Annotated in this window: 18 protein-coding genes; 7 read left to right on the forward strand and 11 right to left on the reverse strand. The window is 62.6% G+C overall.

Annotated features, from left to right (window positions below; translation table 11 throughout):
* Positions 1–7 precede the first annotated feature (7 nt).
* From ACQ4WR_RS24020 to ACQ4WR_RS24040, 5 genes are all read right to left on the reverse strand, one after another.
* Positions 8–1,351 carry a sigma-54-dependent transcriptional regulator gene (locus ACQ4WR_RS24020; protein WP_102293799.1) on the reverse strand — a complete coding sequence of 448 codons (1,344 nt, stop codon included), beginning with the start codon at positions 1,349–1,351 and terminating at the stop codon, positions 8–10.
* Positions 1,344–3,251: a sensor histidine kinase gene (locus ACQ4WR_RS24025; protein WP_436490356.1), complete on the reverse strand. Its 1,908-nt coding sequence runs from the start codon at positions 3,249–3,251 to the stop codon at positions 1,344–1,346. Before ACQ4WR_RS24025 ends, ACQ4WR_RS24020 begins: the two co-directional genes overlap by 8 nt.
* Before the next feature lie 219 nt (positions 3,252–3,470).
* On the reverse strand, positions 3,471–4,463 hold the full coding sequence (locus ACQ4WR_RS24030; RefSeq protein WP_102293797.1) for a porin: 993 nt from the start codon (positions 4,461–4,463) through the stop codon (positions 3,471–3,473).
* Positions 4,464–4,569: 106 nt separating this feature from the next.
* The gene (locus tag ACQ4WR_RS24035; protein WP_436490358.1) at positions 4,570–5,883 is read right to left on the reverse strand and encodes a dicarboxylate/amino acid:cation symporter; all 1,314 of its coding nucleotides are present in this window, start codon (positions 5,881–5,883) and stop codon (positions 4,570–4,572) included.
* 384 nt (positions 5,884–6,267) lie between these two features.
* Positions 6,268–8,610, reverse strand: a complete 2,343-nt coding sequence (locus tag ACQ4WR_RS24040) for a catecholate siderophore receptor Fiu (protein WP_436490360.1) — start codon at positions 8,608–8,610, stop codon at positions 6,268–6,270.
* 294 nt (positions 8,611–8,904) lie between these two features.
* Between ACQ4WR_RS24040 and nudC the strand changes: the two genes are divergently transcribed.
* Positions 8,905–9,750 carry an NAD(+) diphosphatase gene (nudC, locus tag ACQ4WR_RS24045; RefSeq protein WP_436490362.1) on the forward strand — a complete coding sequence of 282 codons (846 nt, stop codon included), beginning with the start codon at positions 8,905–8,907 and terminating at the stop codon, positions 9,748–9,750.
* Positions 9,751–9,828: 78 nt separating this feature from the next.
* A complete protein-coding gene (gene folE / locus ACQ4WR_RS24050; protein ID WP_035822985.1) occupies positions 9,829–10,395 on the forward strand; it encodes a GTP cyclohydrolase I FolE in 567 nt (188 codons plus the stop codon).
* 55 nt (positions 10,396–10,450) lie between these two features.
* On the opposite strand, the gene ACQ4WR_RS24055 is transcribed toward folE, so the two are convergent.
* On the reverse strand, positions 10,451–11,293 hold the full coding sequence (locus tag ACQ4WR_RS24055; protein ID WP_436490365.1) for an AraC family transcriptional regulator: 843 nt from the start codon (positions 11,291–11,293) through the stop codon (positions 10,451–10,453).
* Between the two features lie 171 nt (positions 11,294–11,464).
* Between ACQ4WR_RS24055 and ACQ4WR_RS24060 the strand changes: the two genes are divergently transcribed.
* Positions 11,465–11,869, forward strand: coding sequence for a hypothetical protein (locus ACQ4WR_RS24060; protein ID WP_436490367.1), 405 nt, complete (start codon positions 11,465–11,467; stop codon positions 11,867–11,869).
* Between the two features lie 54 nt (positions 11,870–11,923).
* On the opposite strand, the gene ACQ4WR_RS24065 is transcribed toward ACQ4WR_RS24060, so the two are convergent.
* A complete protein-coding gene (locus ACQ4WR_RS24065; RefSeq protein WP_102293791.1) occupies positions 11,924–12,289 on the reverse strand; it encodes a hypothetical protein in 366 nt (121 codons plus the stop codon).
* Between the two features lie 319 nt (positions 12,290–12,608).
* Here ACQ4WR_RS24065 and ACQ4WR_RS24070 point away from each other — a divergent pair, with 319 nt between their 5' ends.
* Positions 12,609–14,255, forward strand: a complete 1,647-nt coding sequence (locus ACQ4WR_RS24070) for a methyl-accepting chemotaxis protein (protein ID WP_102293790.1) — start codon at positions 12,609–12,611, stop codon at positions 14,253–14,255.
* A 7-nt stretch (positions 14,256–14,262) separates the two neighbouring features.
* Here ACQ4WR_RS24070 and ACQ4WR_RS24075 read toward each other — a convergent pair whose 3' ends face one another.
* Positions 14,263–14,688: a hypothetical protein gene (locus ACQ4WR_RS24075; RefSeq protein WP_102293789.1), complete on the reverse strand. Its 426-nt coding sequence runs from the start codon at positions 14,686–14,688 to the stop codon at positions 14,263–14,265.
* Positions 14,689–14,886: 198 nt separating this feature from the next.
* Here ACQ4WR_RS24075 and ACQ4WR_RS24080 point away from each other — a divergent pair, with 198 nt between their 5' ends.
* Positions 14,887–15,585: a glutathione binding-like protein gene (locus ACQ4WR_RS24080; protein WP_436490370.1), complete on the forward strand. Its 699-nt coding sequence runs from the start codon at positions 14,887–14,889 to the stop codon at positions 15,583–15,585.
* 7 nt (positions 15,586–15,592) lie between these two features.
* Here the strand turns inward: ACQ4WR_RS24080 and uraH are convergent, their stop codons facing one another.
* On the reverse strand, positions 15,593–16,012 hold the full coding sequence (gene uraH / locus ACQ4WR_RS24085; protein WP_102293787.1) for a hydroxyisourate hydrolase: 420 nt from the start codon (positions 16,010–16,012) through the stop codon (positions 15,593–15,595).
* A 14-nt stretch (positions 16,013–16,026) separates the two neighbouring features.
* Positions 16,027–16,521, reverse strand: coding sequence for a GlcG/HbpS family heme-binding protein (locus ACQ4WR_RS24090; protein ID WP_046683249.1), 495 nt, complete (start codon positions 16,519–16,521; stop codon positions 16,027–16,029).
* 141 nt (positions 16,522–16,662) lie between these two features.
* Here ACQ4WR_RS24090 and ACQ4WR_RS24095 point away from each other — a divergent pair, with 141 nt between their 5' ends.
* Both ACQ4WR_RS24095 and ACQ4WR_RS24100 read left to right on the forward strand, forming a co-directional pair.
* Positions 16,663–17,382, forward strand: a complete 720-nt coding sequence (locus ACQ4WR_RS24095; RefSeq protein WP_436490372.1) for a heavy metal response regulator transcription factor — start codon at positions 16,663–16,665, stop codon at positions 17,380–17,382.
* Complete coding sequence (locus ACQ4WR_RS24100; protein ID WP_436490373.1) at positions 17,379–18,794, forward strand: heavy metal sensor histidine kinase; 1,416 nt, start codon at positions 17,379–17,381, stop codon at positions 18,792–18,794. Before ACQ4WR_RS24095 ends, ACQ4WR_RS24100 begins: the two co-directional genes overlap by 4 nt.
* A gap of 90 nt (positions 18,795–18,884) precedes the next feature.
* On the opposite strand, the gene ACQ4WR_RS24105 is transcribed toward ACQ4WR_RS24100, so the two are convergent.
* Positions 18,885–22,223: a DEAD/DEAH box helicase gene (locus tag ACQ4WR_RS24105; protein WP_436490375.1), complete on the reverse strand. Its 3,339-nt coding sequence runs from the start codon at positions 22,221–22,223 to the stop codon at positions 18,885–18,887.
* Positions 22,224–22,386 lie beyond the last annotated feature (163 nt).

Below are 22,386 nucleotides of genomic sequence, written 5' to 3' on the forward strand. Positions count from 1 at the left end.
GTTTCCCTTAACGGAACTCTTCCGCCACCAGGTTATATTTCTGCATCTTGTGATACAAGGTCTGTTTCGGCAAGCCCAGCACGGCACTGACTTCGCTGACGTTGCCGGAATATGCGCGCAGTTCCTGCTCGATCAGCGCGCGTTCAAAGCCATTTACCTGTTCCGCCAGCGACAGGGGGCTGGCCAGGCCGGCGGCCAGCAGGCTCGATGCGCCGCCGGCGATGCCCAGCACGAAGCGGTCGGCGATATTGCGCAGTTCGCGCACGTTGCCGGGCCAGGCATGCGCCATCAGATTGCGCATCTGCGCCGTCGACACCACGGGGGCGGCACGGTTGTAGCGGGCGGCGGCGGCCAGCACGAAATGCTCGAACAAAATCGGAATGTCTTCGCGCCGTTCGCGCAGGGGTGGCAAGTGCAGCACGATCAGGTTCAGGCGGTAGTACAGGTCGCTGCGGAACTTCTGCTGCTGCGACAAGTCTTCCAGGTCCAGCTTGGCCGCCGCGATGACGCGCACGTCGACGGGCGTGGGCACGTTCGAACCCAGGCGCTCGATATAGCGTTCCTGCAGCACGCGCAGCAATTTTACTTGCAGCGACAGGGGCAGCGATTCGATTTCATCGAGGAAGAAGGTGCCGTGGTCCGCGTGCTCGATCTTGCCCACCTGCCGCTTGGCCGCGCCCGTGAAAGCCCCCGGTTCGTGGCCGAAGACTTCACTTTCAAAGATGCTTTCGGGTATCGCGCCGCAGTTGACGGCAACGAAGTTGTGCTTGCGGCGATGGCTGAAGTCATGCAGGCAGCGGGCCACCATTTCCTTGCCCGTGCCCGTGTCGCCATAGATCAGCACGTCGGCCGGTTCATCGGCTACGTCGAGGATCAAACGCCGTATGTCGCGCATCGCCACGGAATTGCCCAGCAAACGCGATTCGATGCCGCCGCCGTCTTCCAGCTGGCGCCGCAGGCTGTGCACTTCCAGCATCAATCTGCGCGTTTCCAGCGCGCGCAGGATGACGTCGACCAGCTGGTCGGACGAATACGGCTTTTCAATGAAATCGTAGGCGCCCGTGCGCATGGCGTGCACGGCCATGGTGATGTCGCCGTGGCCCGTGACGAGGATGACGGGCAAGTGCGGGTCCAGCGTTTTCACCGCTTGCAGCAGCTCCAGGCCGCTCATGCCGGGCAGGCGCACGTCGCTGACGACGATGCCGGGAAAGTCCGGTGTCAGCAGCTTGTAGGCCAGCTCGGCCGAGTGGAAGGCCAGTACGTCCAGGCCTGCCAGCTGCAGTGCCTGCTCGCTGCCTTCGCGTACGGTGGGGTCGTCCTCGACCAGCAAGACCTTCAAGCCCTCAAACATGTTTTTCCTCCTGCGTTGCAATCTGTAGTTCGATGGTGAAGACGGCGCCGCCGCCGGGGGCGTTGTCGGCGCGCAGCACGCCGCCGAACTGGCGCGTGATCTGTTCGGAAATGGCCAGGCCCAGGCCCAGTCCCAGGCCTTGCGGCTTGGTCGTGAAGAAGGGTTCGAACAGGTGTTCGTAGACTTCCGTCGACAGGCCGGGCCCCGTGTCGGCCACGTGGATCAGCACGTGTTCCCGCGTGCATTCGACGGACACGCGCAGGCTGCGCACGTCGCTGCCATTCATGGCGTCCAGCGCATTCGCATACAGGTTGACCAGCACCTGCTCCAGGCGGTTGCTTTCGCACATGGCGAAGATATCTTCGGGCGGCAGATGCAGGCTGAAACGCACATTTTCAACCTGCAGGCGGCGCTCGACCAGGAACAGGGCGTTGCTGATCGCCGTGGGAATCGAGACGGACGTCAGGCTGGTGGTCGACTTGCGCGCAAAGATCTTCAATTGTCCGGTAATCGTCCCCATCCTGGCCGCAATTTGCGATATCTTCGCCAGATTGCGCCGCGCATCGTCGAGCCGGCCGCGCTCCAGCAAAATGACGGCATTGTCGGACATGGTGCGCAGGGCCGTCAGCGGCTGGTTGAGTTCATGCGTGATGCTGGCCGACATCTGTCCCAGTACGGCCATCTTGCCCGCTTGAAACAGTTCGTTTTGCGTGATGTGCAGTTTTTGCTCGGCCTTGCTGCGTACCTCGATTTCCTGGCTCAGGCTTTGCGTCATGGCGTTGAGTTCCGAGGTGCGTTCCTCGACCATGGTTTCCAGGTTGTCATAGGCGTGCTGCAAGTCTTCGCGGGCGCGCAGTTTCTGCGCCACGGCGGCGCGCCGCTGGCGCAGGTAAAAGAACAGCAGCATGAAAAAGCCCAGCAGCACGCACGAGAAGGCAGCTGCGGCGCGCGCGCTGGCTTTCGCCTGCGCCAGGTCGGACAGATAAATGAAGGTCCAGCCTTGCGGCGACTTGAGCTTGATTTGCGTCATGACGCTGGAGCTGGTCTTTGGCGGCGCATCGGCACGTTCCTGTTCGCGCACGCTGATCACGCGCGCGCCATTGCCCAGCTGGCGGTCGGAAACAAAGGGGATCGGTTCGAGCTGCTTCGAGTAATACTGGCGCGTGCGGTTGAGTTCCTCGACGATGGCCGGCGACAGGGGCGCCAGGGTGCGGTATTTCCAGTCCGGCATGGAACTGAGGAAGATCACGCCGTGCTCGTCGGCCAGCATGACCTTGTCCGCGCCCTGCACCCAGCGTTTTTCCAGGTTTTCCAGGTTCACCTTGACCGTTGCCAGGCCCAGCATGCGACCATTCTGGTAGATGCCGTGGGCAAAGAAGTAGCCTGGTTCCAGCCGCGTCGTGCCGACGCCATAGAAGCGGCCCGGCGTGCCGCGCAGCGCATCCTGGGCATATGGGCGGAACGAGATGTTGTCGCCGATAAAACTGTCGGGCTGCTGCCAGTTGCTGGCGGCCCGCGTGTTGCCGTCCAGGTTGCTGATGAAGATGGTCGACGATTTTGCCTGGGCATTCATCTGCTCCAGGTAATGGTTGACCGTGTCGACCAGCACCGGGTCTTCCGGGTGCTGCAGCAGGCGGATGACGTCGCGGTTCAGTTCCAGTGTCTTGGGCAGGAAATCGTATTTTTCCAGCGCGTTTTCCAGGCTGCTGACATACACCTCGAGGCGCTGCGCGCCGCTGGCCTGCAGCTTGCCGATGGCGATGCGTTCGGTCCAGAAATACACGAGCCACACGGTGGCCAGGCAGGCGGCCAGCACCACGCCCCACGCCAGCGCCTCGCGGCCCGACCGTTGCGACAGGCGCTGGCGCCAGGAAAGAGGTGGTTTGCTGCTGCTATTCATAATCAGGTGATGCTTGCAAGAGCCCACAGTATCGCATTTTAATATTGCGCAAAAAGAAAAAGCCGCCGGATATCTACCCGGCGGCCTGTGCATCTATTTCACGGACATCTCGACGTCCGGCAAAATCCTGGCGAACGGCAGTGATCTGCGGCCGAGAAGCGCAACCGTACGCTGGTACGGTGGGCATCGCCGGCCGCAAAGCGCGCCGCGCAGCAGATTTTAGAACGTGTGGCGCATGCCCAGGTTGAAACCGCTGTTGCCGGTGCCATTGTCCGTGGCGTTGCCGACAACGAAGGTGGCGCCGTTCTTGTTGCTGATGTGGCCGTAACCCGTGTACAGGTCGCTGCGCTTGGACAGGGCGTAGAACGCGCCGATGGCCCACTGCTGGGCATCACGGTTCAGGTTGCTCTTGTCGTTGTGGCGGATGTACGAGGCAACCAGCTTGGTGGCGCCGAACGGGGCGCTGAAGCCCAGCAGGATGTCATTGCTCTTGCTGTCGTCGAGGGCGCGGTTGTCCGCGTAGCCGAAGTTGCCTTGCACTACGCCGAAGTCGTAGCGCGTGGCCAGCAGGGTGTTGCGGGTCTGCTGGGTCGCCAGCGCATTTTCCTTGCGGTGATGCGTCAGGGTCACGTTCAGCGGGCCGTCGATGTAGTGCACGGCGCCGCCCATGCTGCGGTTTTTCGAGTTATCGCCGGCCACTTCGCCGAAACCGTAGGCCAGGTCGGCCGACAGGTGGCTATACGTTGGCGTGGTGTATTGCACCATGTTGTCGACGCGGATATTCGTCGCCATCAGGTTCGATGCCGTGCCGGCCAGGCCGATGACGAATGGGTCGGCCACGTCGCGCAGGGCCAGGTAGTACGGCGAGTACTGGCGGCCCAGCGTGATGGCGCCGGCGCTGCCGGACAGGCCGACATAGGCCTGGCGGCCGAACAGCAAGCCGCCCTGGCCCGAGGTGCCCGTGTCGATATTGAAACCGCTCTCCAGCACGAAATTGGCGTACATGCCGCCGCCCAGGTCTTCCTTGCCCTTGAAGCCGATGCGCGAGCCGGAAGCGACGCCGGAAGCGACGCGGTTGAGGCGGTCGCCCGCCGCATCCTTGTCGAATACCAGGCCGGCGTCGGCCACGCCGTAGATGGTGACGCTCGATTGGGCCAGCGCGCCGCCGGAAGCTGCGCCGAGGGCCAGCAGGGTAAACAGGACTTTTTTCATGAGAATCTCTCTAGTAAGGGGGATAACTACTGATCGCACTACCTGACTGCTTGTTACTCAACAATGAAAACAAATAAATGGCCCGCTTGTGGCGGGCCATGGTGCCTTAGGCTTTGCTAGCGTGGTCCGCTTCGCCCCAGTGGCTTTCCGTGTTCTGGTTGGCCGCGTTGGCAGCCGCCGCTTCTTCTTCGGTGGCCAGGCCACCTTCCCACTTGGCAACGACGGCCGTGGCGACGGCATTGCCGACCGCGTTGGTGGCCGAACGGCCCATGTCGAGGAACTGGTCGACACCCATCAGCAGCAGCAGGCCCGCTTCCGGAATATTGAACTGGTTCAGGGTGGCGGCGATCACCACCAGCGAGGCGCGCGGCACGCCGGCCATGCCTTTCGAGGTCAGCATCAGCAACAGCAGCATGGTGATCTGCGTGCCGATCGACAGGTCGATACCGTAGGCTTGCGCGATGAACAGCACGGCAAAGGTGCAGTACATCATCGAGCCGTCCAGGTTGAAGGAGTAGCCCATCGGCAGCACGAAGCTGGAAATCTTGCGGTCCACGCCGAACTGGTCAAGCGCCGTCAGCAGTTTTGGATAGGCCGCTTCCGAGCTGGCCGTCGAGAATGCCAGCAGGAATGGTTCGCGGATCAGGCTGACAAGCTTGAAGATGCGCGGACCGATGACGACGAAGCCGGCGCCGATCAGCAGTGCCCACAGGCACAGCAGGCCCACGTAGAAACCGCCCATGAACTTGGCAAACGTGACCAGCACGCCCAGGCCGTGGGTGGTGATGACGGACGCCATGGCGGCAAACACGGCCAGCGGCGCCAGGTTCATGATGGTGCCGGTGATGCGCAGCATGACTTGTGCCAGTTGATCGACCACGGCCGTCAGGGTCTTGCCCGACTCGCCCAGGCCGGCCAGGGCGCCGCCAAAGAAGATGGAGAACACCAGCACTTGCAGGATTTCATTGTTGGCCATGGCCTCGATCGGCGATTTCGGCACCAGATGCGTGAAGAAATCTTTCAAGGTAAAGGCAGCTGTCTTCAGGTTGGTCGACGCATGCACATCCGGCAATGGCAAGCCCAGGTTGGTACCCAGCTGCATCAGGTTCGACAGCACCATGCCCAGCGCCAGCGAGACCAGCGAGGCGAGCACGAACCAGCACATGGCTTTCAGGCCGATGCGCCCCGCCGTCTTGCCGTCGCCCATGTGGGCGATGCCGACCGTCAAGGTGGAGAACACCAGCAGCGCGATGATCATCTTGATCAGGCGCAGGAAGACGTCGGTGACGATGGAGATATTGCTCGCAATTTGCGCGCTGACTGCGCTATCCGGGAAGGCGGTGTTGCATCCATAACCGACGGCGATGCCGAGAATCATGGCAATCAGGATGTACAGGGTTAATGGCCGTTTCTTTTTCATTTTGACTCCTCCAAATGAAGCGCCGCTGTGAGCGGATTATTGATTGCTAGCAACTCAAGCTTGGAGTCAATATTTCTCAAAAACAAGCCCTTGCGTGCTGGCGATTATTTGCAGCAAAACCTGTACATAGCAAAGGATATGCCTGAAATGGTTTTTCAACAGACACTTTCTTAAGTTATTGATTTAAGAGACTTATTTAATTTCAAAAATGTTGTTGGATTGCCGCGCTGCGCGAAATATTGGACGGGGAAGGCGATCGCTGTATGACTTTTCATACGCTAGTCATGGCGGGTGCAGGCGCGTGAAAAAGGCAAGATTATCAGGACAATAAAAAAGCCCCTCCGAAGAGGGGCCCGATGTGGCACAATGCGCGTACTTTTGATGTTAGAACTTGATATTTGCCGTCAGGCTGAACGAACGGGGCTGGCTAGGCGTGTAGCGGAAGCCGGACTTGTTGATGGCCGCCACATAGGTCTTGTCGGCCAGGTTGTAGGCGTTCAGCTGCAGGTCGAGGTTCTTGTTGACCGGATACGTTGCCATGGCGTCGAAGACCCAGTAGGCATCGACGCGGGCCGGGGTGCCGACGGCGCCGTCGGTGCCGCGCAGCATTTCGCCGACATAGCGGGCGCCGCCGCCGATCTTCAGGCCGAACGGCAGCGTGTACGAGGTCCAGCTGGTGAACGCCTGTTTCGGTGTGTAGCTGAGGTTGTTGACGCCGCTGGCCGTGACGACCTTGCCCGATTCGACCTTGGTATTCATGCGGGTATAGCCGGCGCTGACCAGCCAGTTAGGCATGATCTCGCCCACCACGCCCAGTTCCAGGCCTTCCACGCGCTTCTTGCCGGTCTGGTAGTAGATGGTCGGGACAACCGGGTCTTGCTCCACTTCATTCTTGACGGTGGTCTGGTAGACGGCGGCCGAGAACGACAGTTTTTGTTTCAGGAAGTCCCACTTGGTGCCGATTTCCTTGGTCAGGGTTTCCTGCGGGTCGTAGTTCGGGTTTTGCGCGCTGCTGGCGCCCGTGCTCAGGGCGAAGTTCACGCCTGGCGGCGCTTTCGACGTGGCCAGCAAGGCATATACGCTGCTGTCCGGCGTCGGCTTGTACATGGCCGAGATCTTGCCGTTGGCCAAGGTGTCGCTCAAGGTCAGGTGGGTAGGAATCGGCGTGCCGACCGGCAGTTTTTGCACCTGGCCCTGGGCCACGGCCGTTTGCAGGGTGACGGCGTCATACGTGGTGTTGAAATGGTCGAAGCGCACGCCGCCATTGAACAGCCACTTGTCGCCGAACTTGATGGTGTCGAACACATACAGGCTTTGCGTGTTGACTTCGCCTTCCGTGAAGGCGCCGCTGCGCACGGGGTTGTAGCCGGTGACGGGGTCGCGCGGGTTCGGGTTGTACAGGTTGGCAGGTGGCAAGGTGCCCAGGGTGGCTGGCACATAGCTGTAGTTGGTCTGCTTTTCGCTGGTGAACTCGGCGCCGGCCACCAGGGAGTGCTTCAGCACGCCCGTGTCGAATTGCGCGCTGACCACGGTCTGGTTGGTCAGGATCGTGTTTTCCTGGTCCTTCACGGTGCGCAGCGAGCGCGCCAGGGTCCAGGTCGAAGGATCGCGTCTCACTCCGTCCGTTTCCGTATTCAGGTTGGCGGTGTTGCCCATGAAGGCTGTCAGCAGGTAGTCCTGCTTGGTCTTGCCGTAGCGCGTGGTATTCTGGATTTGTACATTCGGCGAGAAATCATGGTCGATGCGCAAGGTGCCCATGTCGGCCTTGACCTTGTCGTAGTCCGAGGTGGAACCGTAGAAATTCTTCGGGTCGACCTTGGCGGCGCTGTTCAAATAGCTGCGGATGATCGGTTTTTCCTTGGTGGCGACATCCGGCGTCGAGTAGCCAGGCAAGCCAATGGTCGGCACGCCGCCGTCCGGCACGTTGTCCTGGTCCACGTGCAGGTAGCTGGCCGTGATGCGCGTCGGCTTGCCGATGCCGAAGGTGACGGTGGGGGCGAAGGCCCAGCGCTTGTTCTTGACTTCATCGCGCGCCGGGTTGCCGCTGTCCTGCGTCATCAGGTTCAGGCGCAGCGCCGTGCCGGAATCGCTGTCGAGGACGCGGTTCCAGTCGGCCGTGGCGCGCTTCTGCTTGCCGCTGCCGGCCGTCAGCAGGGAATTGAATTTGTTTTCCATGGTCGCCGTCTTGCTGACCAGATTGATCGAACCGGTGGGCGAACCGCGGCCGCTGTCCGTGCCCGCCGGGCCCTTCAGTACATCGATCTGTTCGATGTTGAAGACGTCGCGCGAGATGGAACCGACGTCGCGCACGCCATCCACATAGATGCTGCCGGACGAATCGAAACCGCGCATGTAGACGGCGTCGCCTGTATTGGTGTTGCCGTTTTCACCGAGAAAGAAGGTGCCGACGCCGGGCGTGTTGCGCAGCGCTTCCGTCAAGGTTAGCGCGCCTTGCTGTTCGATCAATTCCTTCTTGATCACGACGATGGTTTGCGGCGTGTTGACCAGTTCTTCCGTGTACTTCGGCGACGAGGCTTTTTCGGCCTTGAAATCATTTTCCTTGGAACCCACGACCTTGACTTCGTTCAGGGTTTGCTGCGACGCGGCGGCGCTCTGGCCTGCCGGGTCCGCCGCCTGGGCGGCGACGGGCAGCAGCATGACGGCCAGGGCGGCGCCGAGGTGCTGGTTGAAACGGGTGGGGGCGTGTTTGCGGCTCTTGATTGCCATCTTGCTCTTTCGATAGGGTCGTGGGTTGGCTCCTGGCTGGCGCTGCACGGCGGTGCAATCGCACGCGGGCAAGTGGCTGGCGGTGGAAACGGGTTGAGTGACATTGTAATAATTGGGCGCTCATTCGTAAATGAGAATCGTTATCAGTCTCGTTTACACAACGCTTTTGCCGTGCCGGGAAAAAAACACTGTCACGCCGCATGAATGCTTGCTTTGCGGCCCAGCGGCTGGTATGCGCGCAAGCGTCGTGGAGCGGGAGTATGATGAGCAACCTTTACAAATTCCCGTCAAGCAATGCTCCACACTCCCGACGCTTTCCTGCCCCTGATCGATGTGCCCACACCTGCGCCCGCCGCCGCCGACACCCTGACCTTTATCTTTCACCGCGGGCGCCTGCTGCTGCGAACGGCGGACCTGGCCCTGCCGGCGCCGGAGCAGGTGGCCGCTCTCGGTATCGACGTGAGCGACCCGGGCCGCGTCCAGCCCGTGGGCCTGTGGCAGGGCCGCTATTGCCAGACGGTCTGGAGCGATGACGAGGCCTTGCCTGCGGATGCGGGCCTGGCCTATCACAGCCTGCGTGCGCTCTTCAATGCCGTCGACGATGGCTTCCTGGGCCTGGCCAGCCGTGCCGTGCAACTGGCCGAATGGGCGCGCACGCACCGCTATTGCGGCGTGTGCGCCACGCCCATGCGGCGCGCGCAGGGCGAGCGCTGCTTCAAGTGCGAGGCCTGCGGCATGCTGGCGTATCCGCGCATTTCGCCGGCCATGATGGTGCTGATCCGCAAGGGCGACCAGGTGTTGCTGGCCATGCACAAGCACTCGCCGTCGCAGCGTTTCAGTCCGCTGGCCGGTTTCCTGGAAGCGGGGGAATCCATCGAGGAAGCCGTGCACCGCGAAGTGATGGAAGAAGTGGGCTTGCGCGTGCACAATCTGCAGTATTTCATGAGCCAGTCGTGGCCGTTTCCCCATTCGCTGATGATCGCGTTTACGGCCGATTATCTCGATGGCGAGATCCGCCTGGATGAGAACGAGATCGCCGAGGCGCGCTGGTTCGGCGCCAGCGACGACTGGCCGGAAGCGAGTTCCAGCGTGTCGATTTCGGCGCTGCTGGTGCGCGCGCACCGTCCGCCGCTGGCATAGGCAAAGCAAGGCCGGCCGGGGCAGCCTGTCACATTTTCTATATACTGGCGGCAATTGCAAATTTTAGGGTGGTGTAGCATGTCTCAAGAAGAATTCTCCGAAAACGACTGGCGCCGGCTGATCAGCAGCTTTGGCGAAGATCCGCAGCGCCCTGGCCTGCTGGAAACGCCGGCGCGCGTGGCGAAAGCCTGGAAACACTGGACTTCCGGCTATGGCCAGGACCCGGTCGACTTGCTGAAGGCTTTTGAGGACGGTGCGGAACAGTACAACGAGCTGATCGTCGTACGCGGCATCCCCGTCTACAGCCATTGCGAACACCACCTGGCGCCGTTCTTCGGCAAGGCTACCATCGGCTACGTGCCAAACGGCAAGATCGTCGGCCTGTCGAAACTGACGCGCCTGGTCGACTGCTTCTCCAAGCGCCTGCAAGTGCAGGAACGCATGACGATGCAGATCGCCAACGCGCTGATGGAAGTGCTGGAACCGAAATCGGTGGGCGTCGTCGTACGCTGCCGTCACCTGTGCATGGAAAGCCGCGGCATCCGCACGCCGGGCGAAGAAACCATCACCTCGGCCATGCTGGGCGAGATGCAGCCAAACCTGGCGCTGCGCACGGAATTCCTGGCGCTGGCACGCGAAGTCTGATTTTCGGTGAAAATGCAGGACGAAGGCGGCGCGATGCCGCCTTTTTTATGTGCGCTTATATTTTCCTGGCTTCCCGTTCCGCCAGGTAGCGTGCCGGCGGCTTGCCCGTGGCCTTGCGGAACATGGTGACGAAACCGCTGGTGTTTTCATAACCGAGCTCCAGCGCCACGGCCTTCACGCTGTGGCCGATGGCCAGGCGCTGCAGGGCAAGGATGACGTGCAATTGCCGGCGCCAGCGGCCCACGCTCATGCCCATTTCTTCCAATGACTGGCGGGTCATGCTGCGTTCGCTCATGCCGATGCGGCTGGCCCATTCGGCCAGGGTGCTTTTATCGGCAGGCTGCGCCAGCAGCAGGGCCGCCAGGTGGCGCAGGCGCGCATCGCGCGGCATCGGCAAATGCAGGTCTTCCACGGGTGCGGCCGCCAATTCATCAAGCAGGGTGGCCACCAGGCGTTCCTGCGCGCCATGCAAGGCGGCCAGGGTGGGAAAGCTGGCCGCCTTGGCGATGAGTTCGCGCAACAGGGGCGAGATGGCCAGGGTGCAGCAAACGGCAGGCAAGGCGGGCGCCATGGCTGGCTCGACAAACAGGCAATAACACTGCGCCTCGCCCACGCCCTGCGCCGCATGCATCAGGCCGCCCGGTATCCACACGGCGCATTGGGGCGGCACGATCCATACCCCGCTGTCCACCTCGCAATGCATCACGCCGCGCGTGGCATACAGCAGCTGCCCCTTGCGGTGCTGGTGCGGCGCCTGCTCCGCATCCTCGGGCACGCTGGCCAGGCCCACGGCCAGCAAGGGACGCAGCACGCCATCGACGTCGAAATCGAGGATGGAGGCGTCGTCGTCCAGGCCCAGGTGGACCGTCAGCAGGCTGGGAAAGAGGGCGTGGGGCATGACAATATTTTGGCTGGATTGAATAATATCGTGGCTATTTTATGCAATGACACGCAGCGCCGCCACCGGTATCGTGTGTGCATCCGCAGCCCCGCTTCAACGGCAACCGCCGCCGCCAGTGTTCTGATGAAGGTGAGGAGGAACGGCAACCCCCCCGAAGGAGTCACCATCATGCAACTTGATCTATCCACTTTTCCCCTCGTCTGGATGCGCCGCGAGGCGGCGCCTGTCCAGTCCGATATTCTGTTTGCCCAGTTTGACGCGCTGCTGGCGCGCCGCCAGGCCTTTGTCATTCTCAGCGAGGAAGGTTTTGACGAGGAGGGACATGCGCACCCGCAGGAAGAGCGCAAGCGGGCTTCACTCTGGATGAAGAGCAACAAGGCAGCCATCCGTGCGTATATCCAGGGCATGGTGCTGGTCGAGCCGAGCGCCGCCAAGCGCCTGGCCGGCAAGGCCTTTGCCGTGATGTTCGGCAAGTTCTGGGGCTATCCCCTGCATTTTGGCAGCAGCCGCGACGACGCGCTCGACATCGCCCGGCATTTGCTGCACGCGTGGCTGCCGCCAAGGGAAGACTAACGACATGAAGAGCGCCTGACAAAACCGACGCGCAGCAGCTTTGGTCAGGTGTTCCTAATAGCGATAATCGTTGACGAAATGCTTGGTGAAGTTGTACTTGCTGCCGCCGTCGAGCAAGTCGACCAGGCGCTTCGGTGCCGAGGCCGACATGAAGGCGTCGGCGGCGCCGCCCGTGCTGCGGAACTTCATGCCGGGGCTGAGGATCTGGTTGGCGCCGATCTTCAGGTGCTGGAAGCTTTTCGTTTTCTCGTTGTTGAGGATGAAGTGCAATTCCTGCTTGAAAGTCAGGAAGGGGATCTTCAGCCACCAGCCTTCGTCCGTGCCATAGCTGGCGACGCTGGCAAAGTGCGTGTTCTTCTCCGTCAGGGTGGGTTTGCCCAGGCGGTCGTTGATGCGTTTCATGGCTTCATTCTTGGTCATGCTGTGCTTTCGTGATTCGTCGTGATTCTTCGTGTATCCGGAGCGCATTTTGACACACGCGCGCTGCCCCGCCTGCCTTCCCGCCCCCTATCTGCAGGCTTTTTTACTGCAATGCAGCATCAATTCTCATCAATTGTCGCAACGCATTAACAACACCGGGCAAAAATCATTGCTTCCCGGCATTGTAAATATCGGTCGTTCGAGCGTATGCTGGAGACGTCAGAACGGTGCCGCCAGAGCACCGTCGCCGCCGCATTACTGGCCGCAGAGCCGGATGCGGACTTGCCCCTTTGCCGCACACACAGTTGGAGACAGCCACATGAAGAAATTGACGTTCCAGCAGAAGTTATGGATACCCCTGATTTGCAGCTTGTTGTGCATCACCGTTATTTTTGTCTACAACGCCCTGGAAATTCGCAAAATCCGCATCGAGGAGCGCAGCGCCGACCTGAGCAATGCGGCCGACCTGGGCCTGGGCGCCGTCAAGATGTTCGGCGACCTGGCCGCCAGTGGTGCCCTGACGAAGGAAGAGGCGCAAAAGCAGGCCACGGCCGTCATCAAGAGCATGCGTTTTGGCGAGACCGGCTATCTGTCCATCATCAATCTTGACGCCGTTGTCGTGATGAATCCCGCCGCGCCGCAAACCAACGGCAAGAACATGTCGGATTTCAAGGATGCCAACGGCACTTATCTGTACCGCGACATCGTCGCCGTCGGCAAGAGCGACACGGGCAAGGGCTTCGTCCACTATTATTTCCCGCGCCCGGGCCAGAAGAATCCCGAACCGAAGATGAGCCGCGTGGTCGCCTACAAGCCGTGGGCCTGGACCCTCGTCGTGGGCGTGTACATGGACGATATCGACGCCGCTTTCCGCCAGTCGCTGATCACCTCGCTGGGCGTGCTGCTGCTGGTGTGCGCCTTGCTGGCGGCCGTCGTCGTGGCCATCAACCGCAGCCTGCGCCACGCGCTGGGCGGCGACCCCGAGTATGCGGCCGACGTGGCGGAAAAGATCGCCAATAACGACTTGAGCGGCGTCGTGCGCACGCATGCGAATGACCGCCATAGCGTGCTGTACGCGATGAAAACCATGCAAACGAACCTGGTCGATGCGATCAGCGAAATCCGCCATAGCGCCGAGACGATCGCCACTGCATCGAGCGAGATTGCCAGCGGCAATATGGACCTGTCGGCACGCACGGAAATGCAGGCCAGTTCGCTGGAAGAAACGGCCGCCTCGATGGAGGAACTGACCTCGACCGTGACGCAGAATGCGGGCAACGCCGTGCAAGCCAACGAGCTGGCACAATCGGCCTCGGCCGTGGCGCGCCAGGGCGGCGCCGTGGTGGCGCAAGTGATTGGCACCATGGATACCATCAACGCCTCGTCGCGCAAGATCGTCGACATCATCGGCGTGATCGACGGCATCGCCTTCCAGACGAACATCCTGGCCCTGAACGCGGCCGTGGAAGCGGCGCGCGCCGGCGAGCAGGGGCGCGGCTTCGCCGTGGTGGCATCGGAAGTGCGCAACCTGGCGCAACGTTCCGCGGGCGCGGCGAAGGAAATCAAGGAACTGATCGGCGCCTCCGTCGACAGCATCGCGGCCGGCAGCACCCTGGTGGCGCAGGCGGGCACGACTATGGACCAGGTGGTGGCCAGCGTTTCGCGCGTGACGGACATCATGGCCGACATCACGGCCGCTTCGCACGAGCAAAGCACGGGCATCGGCCACGTCAACCAGGCGATCACGGAGATGGACAGCGTGACGCAGCAAAATGCGGCACTGGTGGAGGAGGCGGCGGCAGCGGCGTCGAGCATGCAGGACCAGGCGGCCGTGCTGGCGCAGCTGGTGGCGCGCTTCAAACTGTCGGCGCAGGAGTCAGGCACGGCGCCGCGCTTGGCGGCCACATCGGCTGGCGCGCCGCGCGCCGTGGCGAAAAAGCCGGCGCGCAGCCTGGCGGCGCGCTAAGGTTTTGCTATTGGGCTGGCGCTGCCGCTGGCGGCGCCGGCTCGAATGTCAGCTTGTCATCGACGACGACGAATTGCCCGATTGGCTGGCCCAGGTCGGCTTTCGGGTCGTTTTCCATTTCCGTCAGCTCATTACAGGTATTCGTTTCCGCCTGCCACAACTGCTTGCCCATGCGGATATTCCAGATGCCATCGCCAGCGGCAAACAGCTCGACCGTGATGTCGGCCGGCGCATCCGTCGACAGGCTGTGCAGGCGCTGGCATTGCGGCAGATTGGTGGCCATCAGCTGCACTTCCACGGTATCTTGCCAAAAATAACGTTGCTGGCGGCGCACGGTCAGGGAATGATCCTGGCCGTCGAACATATAGATGGCGAAGTCCTGGACACAGCCTGACAGCAGGACGGACAGCATGACGATCAGGAGTTTGCGCATGGTCGGCTTTCTTGGTTTGTGCTCTGGATTGTGCTTGGAAATGTCGGAATGCCTGCGTGAGAGCGCTAGCGGGTGCTTACCCTGCCTGCGCGCCATCTTGTTTTTCGCTGACGTGGCATTATATCCATGCACACCAGTTGCGGCGCGACAATATCCACGCGCGCCGCCCGCCCTCCCTATTCAGCTGGAAAGACCACGATGATCGACCTGTATTACTGGACCACGCCCAACGGGCACAAAGTGACGATGTTCCTGGAAGAAGCGGGCATCCCCTACAACATCATTCCCGTGCATATCGGCAAGGGCGACCAGTTTAAGCCCGAGTTTCTCGCCATCGCGCCGAACAACCGTATCCCCGCCATCGTCGACCAGGCGCCGGCTGATGGCGGCGCACCCTTGCCCCTGTTCGAGTCAGGAGCGATTCTGCAGTACCTGGCCGAGAAAAGCGGGCAATTCCTGCCGGCCGATGTGCGCGGGCGCGCCGAAGTCATGCAATGGCTGTTCTGGCAAATGGGCGGCCTGGGTCCGATGGCCGGGCAAAACCACCATTTCGTGCAATACGCGCCCGAACCGATCGATTACGCCATCACGCGCTACGTCAACGAAACGAACCGCCTGTATGGCGTGCTGAACAAGCGCCTGGCCGACCGTCAATTCGTTGCCGGCGACACGTATTCCATCGCCGACATGGCGATCTATCCGTGGATCGTGCCGCACCAGCGCCAGCGCCAGAAGCTGGAAGATTTCCCGCATCTGGCGCGCTGGTTCGCGGCCATCGCCGCGCGCCCCGCCACCGTGCGTGCGTATGCACGCGCAGCCGAAATCAATGTGCAGCCGACCGTCAGCGGCGACGCGAAAAGCGTGCTGTTCGGGCAGACGGCGAAGACGGTAGCCTGATCAACGGTCAGTTGCCGCGATATGTTGAAAAGCCGAAAGGGCTGAGCAGCAGCGGAATGTGGTAATGCTGGTCAGTCTTTTCCACGTGAAACTGCACGGGGATTTCCGGGAAAAACGTTTCCTGTTTCAGCCGTGCATAGTGTTCGCCTGTTTTAAACACGATGCGGTAGTCGCCCGCCTGCATGGGTGTATTCGCCGGATACATTTCCGTGATGCGCCCCTGCGCATTCGTCACGCCGCTGGCCAGTTGTTTCCAGTCATTGTCCTGCCCCTTGCCCTGCTTTTGCTCCAGGGTTACCGTCACGCCGGCCGTTGGCTGGCCACTTTGCAGGTCGAGGATATGCACGCTCAAGGGATTGGCGGCCAGGGCCAGGCTGGAGAGGCTGGCGAAGGCCAGGGCGGCGGTGATTTGTTTCAGTGTGGTCATTGTCGTGTCTTTCTTTACAGGGTAGGGGAATCGAGTTCAGGAATGGCGGCCAGGGCGGCCAGGGCGCAGGCGCGGTCTTGCTGCGCGCCGCCGCCGCCGGCCACGCCGATGGCGCCGACGATGTCTCCCTTGGCGCGCAAGGGCAGGCCGCCGCCCAGCAGCAGCAGTTCCGGCACGGTGGTCAAATTGGCCATGTCGGGATTGTCACGCGCGGCCACGGCCAGCGCCTGGGTATCGTTCTTCGTCGACAGGGCCGTGTAGGCCTTGCGCCGGCTCGCATCCGTGTTGTGCGGACCCACGCCATCGGCGCGCTGCACGGCCACGATATTGCCGCCTCGGTCGAGCACGGTGACGACGATATGCCGGCCTTGCGCCTGGCAGGCGGCCATGGCCGTATCAGCCAGTTTGCTGGCTGCCGCCAGCGAAATGTCATTGACCTTGCGCAACTGGGCTTGGGCCGGGCTGGCCAGCAGGCACAGCAGGGTAGTACCGAAAAGTAGGGCTTTCATGTGGCATCCAGAGAATCAAGTGACGCCAGTATGGCCAGTCTTGCCCTACGAGAAGATGATGGCCGCATGACATTTTTATCATCCGCGGCACCGTGCCTGCGGCGTAGAATGGTTTAACTTCCAACAAGAAAGCTCCCACCCATGCGCATCCTGGTAATCGAAGACGAACCGAAGACGGGTGACTACCTGTTGCGCGGCCTGGCCGAGTCCGGCTTTACGGTGAGCCTGGCGCGCAATGGCCGCGACGGCCTGCACATGGCCAGCACGGACACGCCGGACTTGATCGTGCTTGACGTCATGCTGCCCATCATGGATGGCTGGCAAGTGCTGCGCGCTCTGCGCCTGTTGCCCGGCGGCGCCGACGTGCCCGTGATCTTTCTCACGGCGCGCGACGAGGTGCAGGACCGCGTCAAGGGCCTGGAGCTGGGCGCCGACGATTACCTGGTGAAACCTTTCGCCTTTGCCGAACTGGTGGCGCGCATCCGCACGCTGTTGCGGCGCGGGCCGCCGCGCGAGGACGACGTGATTCGCATCGGCGACATGGAAATCGACGTCATGAAACGCAAGGTCAGCCGCCAAGGCCAGCGCATCACCTTGACGGCGAAGGAGTTCGGCTTGCTGCATTTATTGGCGAGGCGCCAGGGCGAAGTGCTGTCGCGCTCCATCATCGCCTCGCAAGTGTGGGACATCAATTTCGAGAGCGACACCAACGTCATCGACGCCGCCATCCGCCGCCTGCGCAGCAAGCTCGATGACCCTTTCGAGCCCAAGCTGATCCACACCTTGCGCGGCATGGGCTATGTCTGCGAATTGCGCGCGCCGGCCGCGCCCGTTGTGCCTGACACGGGGGCACCTGCATGAAGCTGGCGCAGCTTCGCCGTTCGCTGACCCTGCGCGTCACGCTCGTGTTCGTGCTGATCGTGGCCCTTGTCTCGGCCGGGCTGGGCATGCATTTGTACCGCTCGTTCGTGGCGGAAATTGAGCGCCGCGATGACATTTTGTTGCTGGGTAAGTTGCGGCAGATCCAGCAGCTGCTGGGTAATGCCGGCACCCTCGATATCATCCGCGAGCGGCCCCAGTATTTCCGCGACACCATGAGCGGCCAGGAGAATTCACTCGTGCGCATCGTGCGTGCCGATGGCACGCGCTTGATCGATGTCAATCCGAACGGCGAGATGGTGGCGCATCCTGTGCCCGTGGCCGTCGATGCGCCCGTGACAAACAGCGACATTGTCAGCTGGACCAGCCGCGACGGTTATCCGGCCAGGGTCGTGGCGGCCAGCGCGCGCATCGGCGACCCGGCGCAGATGGCTGATATTTCCGTGGCCCGCGTATATGGCGACCGCACGGCCATGTTTGCCGCCTACCGCTGGCAGATTGTCGTGTCCGTTGCTGTCAGTGCGCTGGTGGCCGCCCTGCTGGCGAGCTTGATGCTGCTGCGCGGCCTGCGGCCGCTGCGCAATATCGCCGCGCATGCTGCCCTGGTGCGGCCCGGCAAGCTGGGACAGCAACTGGAGGCGCGCGATGCGCCGACGGAATTGCTGCCGCTGATACACGCCCTGAACGCCATGCTGGCGCGGCTGCAGGAAGGCTATGCGCGGCTGTCGCAATTTTCCGCCGACCTGGCGCATGAATTCCGCACGCCCGTTACCAATCTGCTGGGACAAAGCCAGGTCATGCTGGCTCGCCCGCGCAGCGCGCACGAGTATGAACAGCTGGTGTCGTCGAATGTGGAAGAGCTGGAACGGCTGTCGCGCATGATCGACAGCATGCTGTTTCTGGCGCGCGCCCAGCAGGATGAAATGGTGCTCGTCAAGCAGGTCTTGCCGGTGCAGGACGAGTTTTTGCGGCTGGCCGATTTCTTTGAAGGCTTGGCCGAAGAGCGCGAGCTGGCGCTGGCTTGCCACGGCAGCGGCACGGTCACTGCCGAGCCGCAACTGCTGCGCCGCGCCTTGGGCAATTTGTTGTCGAACGCCATCCGCCACGCGGCGCCGGGCAGCACGATTTTGTTGCGTTCGCATGCGACGAATGAGGGCGTGGAATTGAGCGTGAGCAACCTCGGCCCCGCCATCCCCGCGCGCCATTTGCCGCACCTGTTCGAGCGCTTCTACCGCGCCGATCCGGCCCGCAGCGATTCGGCCGCCTCCACCGGCTTAGGCTTGGCCATCGTCACGGCCATCATGCAATTGCACGGCGGCAGCGCGACGGTGGCGTCGGACGCGGCCGCCACGACGTTTACGCTCACCTTCCCGGCGCAGGGTAGGTCGGATTAGCGAGGCGAAGCCACGCGTAATCCGACAAGTGCCGCCAACAATGTTGTCGGATTACGCGTTTGCAGCCTCGGCGGCTCCCGCTAATCCGACCTACCCCATCTCCACCAAAAACTCATGCATGCCCGTATGCGCCAACTGCGCGCACGCGGGGGCGAAATGCGGCAACTGGCCCCACAGCAGCGGGTTGCCGACGATGTACACATAGTGTTGTGCGCGCGTCAGGGCCACGTTGAGCAGGTTCGGCGTACTGGCTGCCCACTGCGCGGCGCCCGCCGTGCTCTCATCCGCGCCGAGGACCAGCATCACCACGCTTTGCTCCTTGCCCTGGAAGGTGTGCACGGTGCCCACCATCTGGCTGCTCCACTGGCGCAGTTCGCGTGCCGTGGGCGCCTTGCCGTAGCCGAGGCGGCGGTCCCAGTCCAGGTCCATGATGCGCGCACGCAATTCGTTGCGCACGGCCTTGAAGGGGGTAATCACATACATCTCGGGCAGCTTGCCGTCGCGGCGGTACAGCTTGAGCAGCACTTCCAGCACGAAATCGAGCTGCACCGGCACCACCTGCTTGTAGCTGACGGCACCGACGGCGTCGATCCAGCGGCTCGGGCCACGCGTCAGGCCCCGGGCGCTGGCCGGCGGCGTGCGGTCGGCGAGTCCGTAGACCATCTTGTCTTCGTAGGCGATGCTGTTGGCCAGCGAGAACATCGGTTCCACGCAGCGGCGGTGCACGCGCAGGGGGCTGCCGATCCACATGGGCTGCGCGCTATTGGCGCCGACAGTTGCGCCATAGCGGTTGGCCTTGTCCGCCAGGGTCTGCACGGACACGGAGCTTGGCGCATAGCTGCCATCCTGCGTGTGCGGCGACAGGGCCGACAAGGTTTGCACCAGGCGCGCGGGCACGGTGAACACAGGTTCGATCTGCAGCGGGTCGCCGACGACGACAGCGCGCTTGGCGCGCCACAGGCTGCCCAGTGCCGCCTGCGGCACGGCCTGGCCCGCCTCATCGATGAACAGCCAGCCCAGCGATTCAGGACCCATGCCCTGGAACTGGCGCGCGAACGAGGCAAACGTGGTCGACACGACCGGCACGACCATGAACAGGCTGTGCCAGACCATGGCGATGTGCGACTGATCGTAGGCGCGCTTGTTCTTCAGTAATTTGGAGACGGCCAGCAAGTTGCCGCCAAAGCCGGGGCCGCCTTTCTTTGCCACTTCCGCCAGCCACGCTTCATGCAGGGCCAGGGCCTTGGCGAACAGGCGCGAGCGCAGGCGCGCCAGGGCCGGTTCATGCCACAGGCCGCCAATTTGCAGGGCGTCGCCGTCCAGCTCGTCCAGGGTGGCCGGCGCGATGATGGTGGGGAAGCGCATGCGCGCGCGGCGCAGCAGTTCCGTGCTGTCATCCCATTCGCGCTGGCGCGATTGCGCCGTGCGCAGGGCGATGTGCAGGCTGTTGCGGGCGCGTTCGCAGCGCGGCTCCAGCTCGCCTTTCAGCAGCAGCTTGATGGCGGACACGTCGCGCGCGGCCTGGCGTTGCGCTTCCGCATTGGCGACGACGGCGTCCTTGTAGGCACGCGCCGGTGCCGTGCGGAACAGGCGGGCAAAGAAGCCCGGTTGCGTCAGCGCCACCAGGCGTTCCTCTTCCAGCAATTCCTTCTTGCTGGCGAGCAGGGTGTCCTGCTGCGCCAGCGCGTCCGTCAGGGCGCCATTCGCAGCATCCATTTCCTGCTCGGCAGCAATCAGCGCCTGCTGGCTGGCCTGCATGAAGTCTGCTTCCGTGCAGGTGCCCACGGCTTGCCACAGGGCCGCGTACTGGGCGTGCTCGGCCAGGGCTTTTTCCACCACGTGCTCCGTTTCGCGGAATTCGCGCGCCGCCTGGGCGAAGCTGACGCCCTGGTAGCTGGCCAGCCACTGGCGGATATTCTGCGTGTTCGGCGTCTTGCGAGGCGTCGTTTTATCCCAGTCGTCGTCATAGAAATTGCTGACGAAGCGGCGGCGGTTGGCGCTGTTGCCCAGCGCACAGGACATCAAGCCCCACGGCGCTTCCGCCTCGCCCAGGGCGCGGTTGGCGCCATTCCCATCGGCCACCACCCGGCGCGCCACGCTTTCAAAATAGCGCGTGCGCGCCCATTCCTTGCCCAGCTGTTTCGGTTTCGGCAGGTCGCCGGAAATATTTTCCACCGCCGCGTTGTTCGACGAGGCGACGACCATTTCAAAGCCCGTCAGTTCCGGGCGCAGGCGCGCGATGGTGATCGGGTCGCGCACGCCTTCGAAGGCCACGGCCACCTTGCCGATGAAGGCATCGCCGGCGCGGTCCAGGCAGGACAGCACGCTGGCGCGGCGCACGATGTTGTCGGCGAACAATTCGCGCAGCAAGGTGGTCTTGCCCGTGCCCGGCGGGCCGTTGACGGAAAAGATGCCCCGCTCGTGCAAGCCCGTGCGTGCGCCGTGGATGGCGAACTGCTGCATCAGGCTCATGGCGTAGCTGGCGTCTTCCAGCCAGTGGCCGCGGTGCATGTTGGCCGGATTGAGCATGGCGGCCAGCGCCTGGCGTCCTGCCGCGCTGTACAGGTCGATGCGTTCATCCTGCGCCAGCGGCGTCAGGTAGGCGGCCACCGTCGCGGGTAATTTGCCGCCACGCAAGGCGCGGGTGATCTGCTCCAGGTCATCCAGGTAAAAACTGTTGAGAATATCGACAGCGGGTTCCACCGCGTCGCCAAAATCCAGGCTGCGGTTCTGGCTGGACTCCGGCGTATCGGCGTCCGCCACGGCGGCGCGTTTCTTGCGCGTGCGCACTTCCAGCACGGCCAGCGGCTGCGCGCCGGACGGGCGGAAATTCGCCCAGTCCATCAGCAGGTCGGCCAGCGCGGCGATCTCCATGCCGGACAGGGGCGAAGACACATTGCCGGCCTCGTCCGTTATTTGCGGTGATACGCGACTTGCCGCGAAGTTGCGCAAACGGTCTTGCAGGGCCAGCTGGCTGTCGCTGAAAGCGTCCAGGCTCAGGCCGGACCAGTCCGGCGTGCGGGCGCGGCCCAGCGCCCACGGCAAGGTGGACACGGACACCGGGTCAAATTGCGGTTCGCCCAGCGCATTCAGATTGATGCGGGCAAAGCACGAGCGTCCCAGCAGCTCTGTTTTTTCCGCTTCGGCCAGGCTTTCCGGACCGCTGGGGGCAGGGCAAGCCTTGTTGATTTCCGCCTTGTCGAAGACGCCGAGGAATAATGCAAAGCCGTCGATTTCGCGGTCGGAGGGCACCTGCCACTGCGTGGCGAACTGCGGCGGCAATTGCGCCAGCTGTTCACGGTGCAGGAGGCGCACGCTGGACGGGTCTTCAACGTCCGTGATTTGATTCAGGTCAAACGGGATAAAGAATTCGATCTTGTGCCAATACTCCAGGATAGCCAGGAGGCGCTGCTGTTCTGCCTGATTCATGATGACCAATATTTTGTAAAGCGAGCGAGGATTGTAAAGGGTATGCGCGGCGCATGTTTTGCACTTTTGCCTATTGCGCGCGCTTTGCCGCAAAAAAAGGGCGGCGCATGGACGAAAAAAAGCCAGGCAGCAACTTCCTGCCTGGCTTTCCCATGGGAAGGAT

This window comes from Janthinobacterium amylolyticum, from assembly GCF_051380655.1.
In the GTDB taxonomy this organism is placed as follows: Bacteria; Pseudomonadota; Gammaproteobacteria; order Burkholderiales; family Burkholderiaceae_D; genus Janthinobacterium.

Bases quoted from the DNA above. Each gene is read 5' to 3' on its own strand.
- ACQ4WR_RS24020 (WP_102293799.1), bottom strand. From the start codon at position 1,351: ATGTTTGAGGGCTTGAAGGTCTTGCTGGTCGAGGACGACCCCACCGTA.
- ACQ4WR_RS24025 (WP_436490356.1), bottom strand. From the start codon at position 3,251: ATGAATAGCAGCAGCAAACCACCTCTTTCCTGGCGCCAGCGCCTGTCG.
- ACQ4WR_RS24030 (WP_102293797.1), bottom strand. From the start codon at position 4,463: ATGAAAAAAGTCCTGTTTACCCTGCTGGCCCTCGGCGCAGCTTCCGGC.
- ACQ4WR_RS24035 (WP_436490358.1), bottom strand. From the start codon at position 5,883: ATGAAAAAGAAACGGCCATTAACCCTGTACATCCTGATTGCCATGATT.
- ACQ4WR_RS24040 (WP_436490360.1), bottom strand. From the start codon at position 8,610: ATGGCAATCAAGAGCCGCAAACACGCCCCCACCCGTTTCAACCAGCAC.
- nudC (WP_436490362.1), top strand. From the start codon at position 8,905: ATGCTCCACACTCCCGACGCTTTCCTGCCCCTGATCGATGTGCCCACA.
- folE (WP_035822985.1), top strand. From the start codon at position 9,829: ATGTCTCAAGAAGAATTCTCCGAAAACGACTGGCGCCGGCTGATCAGC.
- ACQ4WR_RS24055 (WP_436490365.1), bottom strand. From the start codon at position 11,293: ATGCCCCACGCCCTCTTTCCCAGCCTGCTGACGGTCCACCTGGGCCTG.
- ACQ4WR_RS24060 (WP_436490367.1), top strand. From the start codon at position 11,465: ATGCAACTTGATCTATCCACTTTTCCCCTCGTCTGGATGCGCCGCGAG.
- ACQ4WR_RS24065 (WP_102293791.1), bottom strand. From the start codon at position 12,289: ATGACCAAGAATGAAGCCATGAAACGCATCAACGACCGCCTGGGCAAA.
- ACQ4WR_RS24070 (WP_102293790.1), top strand. From the start codon at position 12,609: ATGAAGAAATTGACGTTCCAGCAGAAGTTATGGATACCCCTGATTTGC.
- ACQ4WR_RS24075 (WP_102293789.1), bottom strand. From the start codon at position 14,688: ATGCGCAAACTCCTGATCGTCATGCTGTCCGTCCTGCTGTCAGGCTGT.
- ACQ4WR_RS24080 (WP_436490370.1), top strand. From the start codon at position 14,887: ATGATCGACCTGTATTACTGGACCACGCCCAACGGGCACAAAGTGACG.
- uraH (WP_102293787.1), bottom strand. From the start codon at position 16,012: ATGACCACACTGAAACAAATCACCGCCGCCCTGGCCTTCGCCAGCCTC.
- ACQ4WR_RS24090 (WP_046683249.1), bottom strand. From the start codon at position 16,521: ATGAAAGCCCTACTTTTCGGTACTACCCTGCTGTGCCTGCTGGCCAGC.
- ACQ4WR_RS24095 (WP_436490372.1), top strand. From the start codon at position 16,663: ATGCGCATCCTGGTAATCGAAGACGAACCGAAGACGGGTGACTACCTG.
- ACQ4WR_RS24100 (WP_436490373.1), top strand. From the start codon at position 17,379: ATGAAGCTGGCGCAGCTTCGCCGTTCGCTGACCCTGCGCGTCACGCTC.
- ACQ4WR_RS24105 (WP_436490375.1), bottom strand. From the start codon at position 22,223: ATGAATCAGGCAGAACAGCAGCGCCTCCTGGCTATCCTGGAGTATTGG.